Raw genomic sequence first — 13,298 nt, 5'->3', positions numbered from 1 at the left:
TTTGCCTATTGTACGGGCACTGGGGACGCCGACCAGTGACTGCGTTTGACGATTTGTCTCTTGCACGGGCACTGGAGACGCCCTCCAGTGACCGCGTTTAACGATTTGCCTATTGCGCGGGCACTGGCTCCAACCGACTGGGTGGTCATTTAGGATAATTATTACCTTTAGCTTAAACGGAGTCCCAAATCACCATAGCTGAGGCTTGGATTCGCTTTAGCCGGCCTGTCGTTCACCGCTTATTATTTAGTCCCCTTTTGAATAGCCGCTGCACGCCCGTTAATCTTTTATTCTATCAATCTCTTTCGCTGCTTAATGTATAGTGTTGTGAAATACTTCCGGCTGCCCGGATTTTTTAATAAAACAGTCTCCTTGTCTGAGGTTTTCCCTTTATTCTCAAATTCAAGAATATCCCCATCGAGCGTTCCACGTGCACCGATCATTGTATAACCTCTGTTCAATAGATCGTCAATTTTAAATTTCTCTTCAAGAAAAGCATCATAGTTCGACAATGATATCCCCCTCTTTCAATCAAAAAAGTTTACCCTACCACTTCTGTCCGGCTTTCTTCATCTTCGTCAATGTTCCAATCGCGGCCAACAGTGATTCCAAGATATTTATCGTCACTCGGGTCTTCTATTTCTGCCTGCGGAAACTTTTTAAAATACCAATATTTTGCCAGTACATAGTACACAACTCCGGCCACAACCAAGCCTACAACAAACGAAAAGTCCATTAATAGAATCGCTGTGATACCGCCCATCCCCCAAGCAATGAAACCCACAACGTTCACTCCGCCATGAAACTTATATTGCCCATTATTTCTGTAGAGGTCTTTCACATTTACTCTTCTTTTTCTCAACAGATAGTAATCTACAATAAGGATCCCGCTTATCGCCGACAAAATGGCTCCAATGAATAAGAGTGCCTGTGTCAATATTTCATACACACTCCATGGCTGAATAACTGTGCCGACAATACCGACAATAAACACCGCAATCGCATTCGACACTTTGGGTCCCAGCACATTCGAAAATACAGCAGCAGCCGGGACAATATTAGCGGCTGTATTCGTTGACCATTGTGTCAATACAATCATTAAAAGCAGCATGGCCAACATCCAGCCGGAGGCCGTCTCCTGGAGAGCAGTAACCGGATTGGAAGTACCGGCCACCATTAAGGCGGCAGCACCAATCATAATCATAAATGTCTGAGTTAATGGCAGGGCAATTAAACTGCCGATTAAATTTGTTCTATTTCGTTTAAACCAATTCCGTTCATTCCTCGGCGCTTTAAAAAACCGGGATATTGTCGGTATATCGCAGCCGAGCGTCGCCCAAAAGCCCATATTCGCAAAAATGACGATAATGAATGCTGTAAATGCAGCTCCCCCTGTAACCGGGCTTTCCGCCCAAGCCCATACACTTTTTCCCTGTTCGGCGATATCTGCTGTCAAGGTATTATAAATAATTAAAGATAGAATAATGATAATTGGAGCAGCCAGGTCTGCAAAGCGTTCGACCCATTTAATCCCTGAAGCGGTATTGATCAGCTGGACAAGGGCAAATATTAAATAACACAGCAGCCAGTTATCAAATCCGGGATTGATTGTATGGATGATGGAATTGATAGCGGTTGAACCGAAATACGTATTTAACCCAAACCAAAATGATGCTGTAACTGCCCGGGTGATCGAGGGGATATGGGTACCAACTGTGCCAAAAGGCGCCCGCATATAGACTGGAAAAGACAAGCCATGTTCAACCCCGATATCACCGACTATGGAAATGAAAATACCAATCGCAATACATCCTATTAAAGTAGCCAGCACTACCCACGGCAAGGAAATGCTCCGTACTCCGGAAGCTCCAATATCAAAAGTTGCCAAAAGTATGGCCATCCCGACCCACATGGCAAAAAAGCCCCTGATCCCTATCTTCCGCCCTTCATAACTAATTGGAAGCAAATCCGGCGACTTTAGATACGAGGTGTTATTATTCGTCTTTCCCATCGTCCATCCCCTCATTTTCGTATGACAAGGCTGCTTCATTTAAAGATTGAAAGCAGCCCTGCACCTTAATTTTTCATCGGTTTATTAAGTCCTCCGCCTTACCGGTTTCCTTATGGGAATCGTGGTTGAATTTGCCGCATTTTAAAAATTTCCCTTTCCCGGGGTTGCCCACGAACTGTCTATCCTTAATTACAAAATCCCCCCGCGACAGCACTGTAATCGGTTCTCCTATGACCTTAAACCCTTCAAGGGCACTATAATCCACATTCATATGATGGGTTTCAACAGAAATTGTCCGTTCAACCTCCGGATCAAATAAAACAATGTCTGCATCACTGCCCGGTGCAATCGTCCCCTTTCTTGGAAACAGCCCAAACAGCTTGGCTGCCTGTGTCGAAATGATATTGACGAATTCGTTAAGTGAAATCCTGCCTTTTTTCACACCTTCTGAAAATAAGACACTAAACCGGTCCTCGACAAAAGGGCCGCCGTTAGGTATCTTTGAAAAATCATTTTTCCCCAGTTCCTTTTGGCCTCTGAAATTAAAAGAGCAATGGTCAGAACCGACGGTCTGTAATTCCCCGCTTTTCAATGCATTCCATAAAATTTCCTGGTTTGAACGATCCCGTAATGGCGGCGACCATACATATTTAGCTCCCTCAAATTCCGGTTTTTCCAAATAAGTTTGGTCAAGAACAAGATATTGTGGGCACGTTTCCCCAAAAACACGATATCCCCTGCTGCGTGCTTCGGCAATTTGTTCAACTGCTTCCTTACACGTCACATGGACCACATACAATTGGGAGTCAGCCAGCGCAGTGAGCCTTGCAGCACGTCCGGTAGCTTCTCCCTCCAGTTCCGGCGGACGGGTTAAGGCATGGTAGATGGGCTCCGTGTTTCCTTCTTTTAATGCTTCTATTGTCAAATAGTTAATCACATCCCCATTTTCCGCATGAACCATCACCAAACCACCATGCTCCCTGGCCGTGATCAATGTCTGGAAAAGGGTTTCATCATCAGCTTGCAATACATCTTTGTACGCCATAAATATTTTAAAAGAAGTAACTCCTTCTTCTTCAATAATCTGTGGCATTTCCTTAAATACCTCTTCATTTGCTTCCGCAATCTGCAAGTGAAATCCGTAATCGATCGCGGCCTTTCCCGCTGATTTGGCATGCCATTTTTCCAAGGCGCTCTTTAATGATTTTCCTTTTTCCGTCAAGCAAAAATCAATGATTGTCGTTGTTCCGCCGTGTGCCGCAGCGATAGTGCCAGTTTCAAAGTTATCCGCTGTAACAGTTCCGCCAAACGGCATATCCATATGCGTATGCGGGTCGATGCCTCCCGGCATAACATAACAGCCGGATGCATCAATCACCTCTGCATATATATCGCTTAGATTTTGGCCGATAGCCTGAATTTTTTCACCATCAATCAAAACATCTGCGGAATAAATATCTGTTGCAGTTACAATTGTTCCATTTTTAATAATTTTTTTCATTGCTACCCAGACCCTCCCGGTATTTTTAAAAATATAAACGAATGTCGCCATAGCCCATCTGCATTTTTCATATGGCGCAGCTAATCAGCATTGAGCATTTGCAGCGCCGCTTGGCGCTCATTCCATGACATTGGCGGTTCAGTCGGTACAAGTTCGACCATGTCGATTGCCCCTTCAACCGGACAAACGATGGAGCAAAGGTTACACCCGACACAATCTTCTTCCCTGACCTTCAAGTAATCATGGCCATTTTCATCTGTCAGCATATCGATACACTGATGGGAAGTATCTTCGCAGGCAATGTGGCACTTATTGCAATTAATACAGATATCATTATTAATTCGGGCAACTATCTTATGATTTAAATCCAGGTTGCCCCAATCTGTATATTTTTCTACAGAGGCACCGATGATGTCACTTACAGAGGCAATCCCTTTCTCATCCAGATAATGACTCAGCCCTTCTGTCAAGTCATCGATAATGCTGAACCCGTGATGCATGGCAGCTGTACAAATTTGTACACCTCCGGCTCCCATGAGCATGAACTCCACGGTGTCTTGCCAGGTTGAAACGCCTCCTATCCCTGAAATTGGAATGGTAATATCCGTCTGTCTGGCACATTCTCCGATCATATTCAGGGCAATGGGTTTTACCGCCGGGCCGCTATAGCCTCCGTGCGCCCCTAATCCATTCACATTCGGGATCGTATTCCATGTATCCAAATCTACCCCCATTAAACTGTTAATTGTATTGATCATGCTGATTGCATCTGCTCCGCCCCGCTGTGCAGCTCTTGCGGTCGCAGTGATATCTGTAATATTCGGTGTTAATTTGGTGATCACCGGGACTTCTGCCGCTTCCTTTGCATACAGGGTTGTCTTTTCCACCAAATCCGGATGCTGGCCAACCGCCGAACCCATCCCTCTTTCAGACATTCCGTGCGGGCAGCCGAGATTCAATTCAAAACCATCGACCCCTGCATCCTGAACTCTTTTAACGATTTCATGCCATTTTTCCCGCTTCGGTTCAACCATTAATGAAGCGATAATGGGACGATCGGGAAAAAGCTTTTTCGTTTCATAAATTTCTTTTAAGTTATCCTCAATCGGCCGATCAGAGATTAATTCAATATTGCTAAAACCGGCCACCCGCCGGCCATTGAAGTGATGTGCACCGAAACGAGAGGTCACGTTCAATATCGGCTCACCAAGCGTCTTCCATACTGCCCCGCCCCACCCGGCTTCGAATGCCCGCTGTACCTGGTACCCCGTATTTGTCGGTGGTGCGGATGCAAGCCAGTATGGATTAGGAGAATGAATCCCAGCAAAACGAATACTTATATCAGCCATGTTGATCCTCCCATCTTATCTATTGAAATTTTACACGTTCTCTTTCACAGGCTTTTTTAATTGCTGATGTATGGCGTATGCCGTCTCTTTTCCCTGCTGTGCAGCAGTGACTACCATAGCTTCCCCCAGCCCTTTTCCAAAAATCACATCACCCGCAGCATATACCTTTGGATTGGAGGTGAGATATGTTTCATTGTCCACCTTCACCACACCACCGTGGTGTTCCAAACCGAATTCCTCAATCAGTCGACGATGGCGCGTCTGACCAATTGCCTTCACCACTATGTCAACATCGATCAAAAATTCAGACCCTTTTATTTCAACCGGCCGCGGACGTCCGTCGGTTCCCGTTTCTTTCAGCTCCATCCGGACACACTCCATCTGTTTCAACCGGCCGCTGCTGTCGCCGATGAGACGTTTGGGTGCGGTAAGCCATCTGAATTCAACTCCATCTTGTTTAGCGAACTCATATTCAAAGTCGTAAGCCGTCATTTCCGCTTGTGTTCTCCGATAAAGAATCTTGACATTGTCTGCCCCCAGCCTTATGGATGTAGTGGCACCATCGATCGCCGTATTCCCTGCCCCGATGACAGCTACACGTTTCCCGGCAAATTCGGATGGATAATTTTCATGCTTCGTCTCCTCTATCAGATCGATTGCATCATAAACGCCTATTAAATCTTCTCCTTCTATTTGAAGCATCGGAACTTTCGACATTCCCACAGCAAGTAAAACAGCATCATAATCCTTTATTAGATCACGCGCAGAAATGTCTTTGCCGATTTCTATATTTGTACGAATTGAAACCCCCAAGCTTTCTACTTGCTGCACTTCCCATAAGGATATATTTTTTGGAAGGCGAAATGGGACAATTCCATGCGTGTCCAAGCCGCCGGCTTCCTGTTTACGTTCAAATATCGTCACCTCATACCCTAACCGTCCAAGTTCCCGGGCCGCCGACAGACCGGCAGGACCGCTGCCTACAATGGCAATCTTCTTTCCGTTCCTCTCCCCTGCTTTGAATAGTACCTGTTCATTTTTGATAGCCCAATCAGTGGCATAGCGCTGCAAATCACCAATCAAAATGGGGGTTGTGGAATGGTTCAGTACACACGCCCCTTCGCACAATTCCTCGGTCGGACAAACACGGGCACAGCTTGCTCCTATGGGGTTTTCTTCCATGATCATTTTGGCAGATCCTTTTAAGTTCCCCGATGCGATTTTCTTGATAAAACCCGGAATATTGATTCCGGTAGGGCAGGCTTTTATACAGGGTGCATCATAACAATAGAGACAGCGATTCGCTTCATCTAACGCTTCCTGTGCATTAAAACTGGGCTTGGACTCCTCAAAATTTTTCGCCAGTTCCTCAGGTGACAACAAATTTTGTAATAAATTTTCCAATGATAAGCCTCCTTCAGGGTTTCAGTATAAGAAAATCAATGCTGTTTAAAAAACCGTATTCCATTTTTCCGCCCCAATCTTTTTTCGTATCTGTGTCTGCACAACCTAAACCCGGAAAATCACCCCCTGATATTCATATGAGCGGGCTTATCCAAATAATATTGTATTTACTATTATAAATATTTGGAATTATTTAATCAATGAATATTATGTAACAAATACATCATTCCGATTAGTTATTTCGTCTTGAGCGGCAAAGAGGTCTTCAAAGTTTTTCTTCCAGTTAAATAATATGTATCTTGTACCACATCTAGCCCGAAAAATTTAATTGCCAAAGAAATTCATCCGCTTGCCCGAATTCTCGAGAATTCTCCAATTAAAAACAATATCTGCATATCCTATATATTTAAATTCAATAAAAAAAAGCCTTATGGCTTTAAACTCAATTGAAAATGCAGGATGCTGTCTTTTAATTGTAAGATATCCTCCATAGCTTTTTACATTTCGTAGCATTAATACGGTTACCATTCCGGATAACATTCTCATGGGATTAGCCAACGTATCAATAACGGAGCTTCTTCTTTTGAGATAAAAGATGGCGTTCCGGCCTCTGGAAGGAAATAGATAAACACGCAAAACAATATAAACGGAATAATAAAGCAAAGAAGAATCATTACAGTAATTAAACCCATAATGGAAACATTTAAGAACTTTGACATAGCCCTTTTTCGTCCTTTCAATATGAACATGTGAAAAAGGTTGTTGAATAGGGATGGAATTCTATCTGCTTTTCACATTGGGGCCTTTCATTAATTCAATACCCTTTTGACGCAGCTTGTATTTTTGAATTTTTCCGGATGCAGTCATCGGAAATTCCTCACAAAATTGAATGTACCGAGGAATTTTTTGACGGGAAATTCTGTTTTTGAAATACTCTCTCATCTCCTCTTCTGAAGCTGTTTGATTTTCCTTTAATTTCACCCAGGCCATTACCTCTTCACCAAAAAATTCATCCGGAATACCGACTACTTGAACGTCCAACACTTTCGGATGCTGGTAGAAATATTCCTCGATTTCACGGGGATAAATGTTTTCACCGCCCCTGATGATCATATCTTTGAGCCGGCCGACAATCCGGCAGTATCCATTTTCATCCATGACCGCCAAATCTCCGGTATGGAGCCAGCCTTCAGCATCGATTGCTTCCGCTGTTTCTTTTTCGTTTTTGTAATATCCTTTCATCACATGATACCCTCTTGTACACAGCTCCCCTTCCACATTTCTGGGAACTTCGCGATTCGTCCCCGGTTCAACAATTTTCACTTCCACATTCGGCAAGGCCCTTCCAACAGTGGCAACACGGATATCCAGTGGATCATTTGTCCTTGTCTGTGTGATGACAGGAGAGGATTCTGTTTGCCCGTAGGCTATTGTAATCTCTTTTGCCCCCATCTTATCTGTTACCGCCCTCATCACTTCAATCGGGCACGTTGAGCCTGCCATTATTCCGGTCCGCAGCGAACTCAAATCATATTTTTCAAAATCAGGATGATTCAATTCTGCGATAAACATCGTTGGAACACCATGAAGGGCAGTGCATTTTTCTGCTTCAACCGCTTCCAGCACTTGTTTGGCATGAAATTCTTCTATGACTACCATTGTCGTGCCTGCCGTCACACTTGTCAGCGTACCAAGGACACAGCCGAATGTGTGAAAAAAAGGGACCGGAATGCACAAACGATCTTTTTCAGTTAATTTCATGCAGGCCGAAATGCTATTTGCATTATTGATCAGGTTATAATGGCTGAGCATTACTCCTTTGGGATAACCTGTTGTTCCTGAAGTGTACTGCATATTGATCACATCATCCGGATGCAGTTCCGACTGTCTTTTATCCAGTTTTTGATCATCCTCTTCGAGTCCAAGTTTCAGTATGTCCGACCATAGGAACATTCCCGGAAAACGCTTTTCCCCCAAAATGATGACATTTCTCAAATAGGGCAATGATTCGGACCGGAGTTTTCCTGGCTCGGATGTTTTGAGTTCGGGAACAATTGTATATAGCATATCCACATACGAAGTTCCTTTATATGATTCCATCAAAATAAGTGTTGTGGCATCTGAATGGGACAGCAGATATTCGAGTTCACTTGTTTGAAAATTAGTATTTACCGTAACAAGTACGGCCCCCATTTTGCCTGTAGCGAACTGAGCGGACAGCCATTCGGGCTGATTGGATGTCCATACGGCAAGATGGTCCCCTTTTTCTATTCCGAGCTTCATCAAGCCTTTCGCCACTTGCCGGCAATGTCGATCAAAGGCTTCGTAGGAATAACGAAGATTCCGGCCGGGAAATACAACTGCATCGTTATTTGGATATTTTCCGGCAACCTCCTCCAACAACTGACCAATGGTTTTGTTCATTAAATCAGGCATGCTTTCCTCCTTTAAATCTTTATTGGCGGCCGTTTCCGAGCACCCTCCTTATTAAAGCGCTTACAAAATAATTTCCTTTATTTTACGTTTTATTATATAGGGGATCGGCCGGCAAAATCAATATTTTCGAAAAATTTTAAATGCGTTGTTTTCAAATGACTAATACCATTGGAATATTTGACACATAAAATCCTTCGTTTTTCCAAAGATATAAAAAAGGAGATGATTTTGTGCCAAGAAAAACCGAAGATGTCCATTCAAACGCCACTCCCCACTCCGACGGAAAATATGAAAGTGTGATCAACGACCCGACGGCAACGGAAAGTCCGCAAACGGGTGTATTCATCGATAATGAAGCAAGGGAGCAAAATCCTTTCCAACTGTCCAAAACAAAAAATAAGGACATGGAAGAATTCGAGAAGTTGCTGCGCGGGGACGCATTGGATAAAAGTTGATTTTACGAACAGCCCTTTCCCGAATTGGGAAGGGCTGTTGGTAATAAAAATGAGATCCTTTCACCTTTTATACGGATTTTATATGTACATCCGAGTTGTGGTTCCCGTAAATCTCGCCAGTTCCGTAAGAGTAACAATACTTATCCCAAAATAGATGTAGCCCGGCACTTGTTTTCATTCTTTAATTGCAAAGGAGTTTATAAATCGATCAGAAATAATTGATTTCCCATTGTTATCCTCCAATCCAAAACGAAAATTATAGCAGGACGTACTATATTTTAATGAAGAATAAGAGTTTTTTTGAACATGTCTCTATAAAATTAAAAAATACAGGATTTGCTAAACTGTACCCTGTAGAGTAGACACTTAAAAAAGACTACCCTACAGGGTCTTTTTGTGTACACTTAAGAAAACGGAACGGGAGAACAAGCCTATGAGTAAAAAAATATTCACAGAGACAGAGGTAAAAGAGTTATCCAAAAATCCTTATGTAAAATCCGTTAGTCCTAAAGGGATTACCTATACGGATGAGTTTAAGGAAATCTTTATAAAGCAATATGAAGCCGGAAAGTTTCCAAAGCATATCTTTGAAGATTGTGGGTTTGATGTAGAGGTAGTAGGAATACAACGCATTCATTCTGCATCAAATAGATGGCGGAATGGCTACCAAAAAGATGGAATATTAGGGCTGCGTGATACCAGGGCTGGAAATTCCGGGAGACCTCGTGAACGGGAGCTGACAGCTGAAGAAACAAATGCAAGGCTTCTCGCAGAGATAAACCTATTGAAAGCCGAGAACGAACTGTTAAAAAAGATACGATTTGCCGAGAGGGGGCTAAGGAAGGAAAAATAATATTATCACCCAACCAAAAATATGTACTGATCCGTTCTGTCATTGAAAAATACGGGCTTAAGAATATGGTTAGCTATCTATGTGCAGTAACCGGAGTTTCTCGTTCCGGTTACTATAACTATTTTTCAGAGAAGGCCACTAAACAGAGAATACAAAACGAAAAGAAGGACGAAGCCCTTCGAGATGTCATACTGAAGGCATTCAAATTCAAAAACCGCAAGAAAGGAGCCCGCCAGATTAAGATGACTTTGGCAGGTCAATTTAATGTTGTCTACAACCTCAAACGTATTAGAAGGATCATGAAAAAATATGGTATCCTCTGCCCTATCCGCAAGGCAAATCCGTACAAACGCATTATGAAAGCCACACAAGAACATAAGGTTTTACCGAATCTCCTAAACAGGGAATTCAAGCAGGAAACACCGTTTAAAGTCCTGCTTACTGATATTACCTATCTGTTTTATGGAAATGGGAAAAAGGCTTATTTATCAACAATTAAAGATGCTTCGACAAATGAAATTCTGGCCTACCAGGTTTCAGACCGTGTCACCCTTGATATCGCTACAGATACGCTAAAAAACCTGAAGCGGAATCGAAGATTCAAGGTAGTTAAAGGTGCATTTATCCACTCCGACCAGGGTGGTCATTACACAAGTCCGAAATATCAGAAAAGGGTAAGGCAAATGGGATTGGGCCAATCTATGTCCAGGAGAGGAAATTGTTGGGACAACGCCCCGCAGGAGTCCTTTTTTGGCCATTTCAAGGATGAGGCGTATATCAAGCCATGTGAAACACTTGAGGAACTCAAACAAGAAATTAAGGAATACATGATTTACTATAACCGTTACAGATATCAATGGAACCTAAAAAAGATGACCCCTATTCAATACAGAGATCACCTTCTTAAGTCTGCCTAGCTTTTTTATGATTGTCCTTTACAAAGGGTACAGTTTATGCAATAAGTATTGTTTTATTTTTTTAACCGATATATAATTCTTTTGTAAGCGCTTGCGTGTATATTAATATAGTAATATTACTTATTTTGCAAAAAACTGTCATATCGAAATTCGTCTAAAAATTGTGTAGAGTACAGAACTTCTTTAGTTCGGCTTTTTTTAGGGGCGCTTTCCATAAACTGCAAGAGTCAAGTAATATTATTTGATTCTTGCAGAAATTTGTCTCTATTAAAATTCGTCTAATAAATAAACTTTAAAAGGGGGATTTTTGTGTTAGATCAAATTGTAAATACCGTTAACGGGTGGCTGTGGAGCCCTGTATTGGTTGCATTCATCGTTTTTTGCGGTTTATATTTTAGTTTCCGCACCAGATTCATGCAGATCCGTCACTTTAAGGAAATGGTTAAACTAATATTCTCAGGGAAGGGTTCCGATGCGGGGGTTTCTTCGTTCCAGGCATTGGCAATGTCTTTATCAGGCCGTATCGGAGTAGGAAATATCGCAGGAACCGCAACAGGTATTGCTTATGGAGGGCCAGGTGCCGTATTTTGGATGTGGGTCATAACCTTTATCGGCGCAGCCTCGGCTTATGTGGAGTCGACTCTTGCTCAAATCTATAAGGAAAAGCAGGATGGACAGTATCGGGGTGGTCCTGCCTTCTATATAGAAAAGGGGCTTGGATGGAAATGGTTTGCTGTTGTTTTCGCGGTGGCAACACTGCTCGCTATGGCTGTTTTAATGCCGGGGATACAGGCTAATGCAATTGCAGACAGCGTTCATAATGCTTTTGGCGTTAACCATACCATCACTGGTTTAATCGTTATTGCACTTGTTGGTTTTACTATATTTGGCGGTGTTAAGCGTATCGCTAGAACTGCTGAAATTATCGTGCCTTTTATGGCAGCCGGTTATGTGTTAATTGCACTTGCAATCATAATGATTAATTTTGAAAATATTCCGGCGGTATTTGGGCTCATTTTTAAAAGCGCTTTTGGCTCTGAAGAATTGTTTGGCGGCATTATTGGCTCAGCCGTTATGTGGGGAGTAAAACGCGGTCTTTATGCGAATGAAGCCGGACAGGGTACCGGTGCTCACCATGCAGGAGCTGCCGAGGTATCCCATCCGGCAAAGCAAGGGCTTGTACAGGCGTTTTCCATTTATTTGGATGTATTCTTGGTTGTTACAGCGACTGCATTGATGATTTTGTTTACAAATCAATACAATGTCATAAATGAAAAAACCGGTGAACTCATAACTGAAAACATTGCAGGAGTCGAACCGGGAGCCGGCTACACCCAAGCGGCCGTTGATACGCTTCTCCCGGGATTCGGTTCGGGATTTGTTGCCATTGCCATATTCTTATTTGCCTTTACAACCATTTATGCTTATTACTATATTTCAGAAACAAACCTTGCATACTTGTTACGTGGTAAAATCAGGGGCTTTGCTTTTGTTGCCATTAAAATCATCTTTTTGGCTGCCATTTTCTATGGGGCAGTAAAAACCGCAACAACAGCATGGGCAATGGCCGATATCGGACTCGGAATTATGGTATGGCTGAACTTAATCGCGATTCTATTGTTATTTAAACCAGCGAATATTGCTTTAAAGGATTACGAAGAGCAGCTCAAGCAAGGTAAAGATCCAGAATTCAATTCATCTAAATATGGAATTAAGAATGCTGATTTCTGGGTAAATGGGTATGAAAAAACAAAAGAGAAAGAAAAGAACATTTCATAATGTGAAACGGGCATCCGTTTGGAAATCACACTTAATTAGAAAAGGGGCTGTTCGAAAAAGTGGAAATCCCCTAATACTCAATAATTAAAAATGCTGATATATCAAGGTTTTTAGAATATGAAAAGGGAGGTCCAAAAGTCAAAAAAATGACTTTCTGGACACCCCTTTTTTTGTTGAGCGTCCAGCGTGGGCGCTCAACAAAAACACACTCACTATACGTTAATCTTTTTTCCCACCCAACGAATGGAACCCGTTTGACTGTGTGGATGGCAGTTTGATTTAACTCTACGATATTTATACTCTAATTCCCTTAATGATAATTCAAAAAGATGTTTTTCCCCATGCTTGTATACTCCCATAATTACAAGTTTATCAATCAATTCTTTCCGCCTGTTTTCAACTGTCTGTGTTAATTGGCTCAACCGTCTTCTCTCCTCTCATTGATGAACTTAATCCGATCTATATCTTATACATACATTAAAACATATAATCCCTATAAGTCAACTATGAATTAAAATTTCTTTAGCATATTTTGCACATCTGCCTATTGTTGATTTTGGAACTCCAGATAATTCTGCAAGGGGCTGCTGGGT

11 protein-coding genes are annotated in these 13,298 nt (G+C 42.4%); 3 read left to right on the top strand and 8 right to left on the bottom strand.

What is annotated here, in order from left to right; genetic code table 11:
• Nucleotides 1-287: 287 nt before the first annotated feature.
• From D4N35_RS05710 to D4N35_RS05685, 6 genes are all read right to left on the bottom strand, one after another.
• On the bottom strand, nucleotides 288-512 hold the full coding sequence (locus D4N35_RS05710; RefSeq protein WP_120071315.1) for a hypothetical protein: 225 nt from the start codon (nucleotides 510-512) through the stop codon (nucleotides 288-290).
• Nucleotides 513-541: 29 nt separating this feature from the next.
• Nucleotides 542-2,011 carry an NCS1 family transporter gene (locus tag D4N35_RS05705; protein WP_120071313.1) on the bottom strand — a complete coding sequence of 490 codons (1,470 nt, stop codon included), beginning with the start codon at nucleotides 2,009-2,011 and terminating at the stop codon, nucleotides 542-544.
• A 73-nt stretch (nucleotides 2,012-2,084) separates the two neighbouring features.
• Entirely contained in the window at nucleotides 2,085-3,512 is a 1,428-nt protein-coding gene (hydA, locus tag D4N35_RS05700; RefSeq protein ID WP_120071310.1) for a dihydropyrimidinase, read from the bottom strand.
• Between the two features lie 80 nt (nucleotides 3,513-3,592).
• Nucleotides 3,593-4,861 carry an NAD-dependent dihydropyrimidine dehydrogenase subunit PreA gene (gene preA, locus D4N35_RS05695; RefSeq protein WP_120071308.1) on the bottom strand — a complete coding sequence of 423 codons (1,269 nt, stop codon included), beginning with the start codon at nucleotides 4,859-4,861 and terminating at the stop codon, nucleotides 3,593-3,595.
• Nucleotides 4,862-4,891: 30 nt separating this feature from the next.
• Nucleotides 4,892-6,265, bottom strand: coding sequence for an NAD(P)-dependent oxidoreductase (locus tag D4N35_RS05690; protein ID WP_120071306.1), 1,374 nt, complete (start codon nucleotides 6,263-6,265; stop codon nucleotides 4,892-4,894).
• A 780-nt stretch (nucleotides 6,266-7,045) separates the two neighbouring features.
• Nucleotides 7,046-8,701 carry an AMP-binding protein gene (locus D4N35_RS05685; RefSeq protein WP_120071302.1) on the bottom strand — a complete coding sequence of 552 codons (1,656 nt, stop codon included), beginning with the start codon at nucleotides 8,699-8,701 and terminating at the stop codon, nucleotides 7,046-7,048.
• A gap of 230 nt (nucleotides 8,702-8,931) precedes the next feature.
• Here D4N35_RS05685 and D4N35_RS05680 point away from each other — a divergent pair, with 230 nt between their 5' ends.
• The gene (locus tag D4N35_RS05680) at nucleotides 8,932-9,156 is read left to right on the top strand and encodes a hypothetical protein (protein ID WP_120071300.1); all 225 of its coding nucleotides are present in this window, start codon (nucleotides 8,932-8,934) and stop codon (nucleotides 9,154-9,156) included.
• Between the two features lie 67 nt (nucleotides 9,157-9,223).
• Here the strand turns inward: D4N35_RS05680 and D4N35_RS05675 are convergent, their stop codons facing one another.
• Nucleotides 9,224-9,334 carry a DUF2332 family protein gene (locus D4N35_RS05675; protein ID WP_120071297.1) on the bottom strand — a complete coding sequence of 37 codons (111 nt, stop codon included), beginning with the start codon at nucleotides 9,332-9,334 and terminating at the stop codon, nucleotides 9,224-9,226.
• A 255-nt stretch (nucleotides 9,335-9,589) separates the two neighbouring features.
• On the opposite strand from D4N35_RS05675, the gene D4N35_RS05670 reads away from it, so the two are divergent.
• A protein-coding gene (locus D4N35_RS05670) for an IS3 family transposase (RefSeq protein ID WP_235870302.1) occupies nucleotides 9,590-10,926 on the top strand; the annotation gives its coding sequence in 2 pieces (ribosomal slippage) (nucleotides 9,590-9,962 and nucleotides 9,962-10,926; 1,338 coding nt in all).
• A 309-nt stretch (nucleotides 10,927-11,235) separates the two neighbouring features.
• Nucleotides 11,236-12,705 (top strand): alanine/glycine:cation symporter family protein, encoded by a 1,470-nt coding sequence (locus D4N35_RS05665; RefSeq protein WP_120071295.1) that lies wholly within the window; start codon nucleotides 11,236-11,238, stop codon nucleotides 12,703-12,705.
• Between the two features lie 212 nt (nucleotides 12,706-12,917).
• Here D4N35_RS05665 and D4N35_RS05660 read toward each other — a convergent pair whose 3' ends face one another.
• A complete protein-coding gene (locus D4N35_RS05660; RefSeq protein ID WP_120071293.1) occupies nucleotides 12,918-13,127 on the bottom strand; it encodes a Fur-regulated basic protein FbpA in 210 nt (69 codons plus the stop codon).
• Nucleotides 13,128-13,298 lie beyond the last annotated feature (171 nt).

The sequence above is a fragment of the Siminovitchia fortis genome (genome assembly GCF_003605365.2).
Lineage (GTDB): Bacteria > Bacillota > Bacilli > Bacillales > Bacillaceae_C > Siminovitchia > Siminovitchia fortis.
The sequence above is the reverse complement of the archived record's forward strand: the minus strand, read 5'-3'. Positions and strand labels throughout refer to the sequence as shown.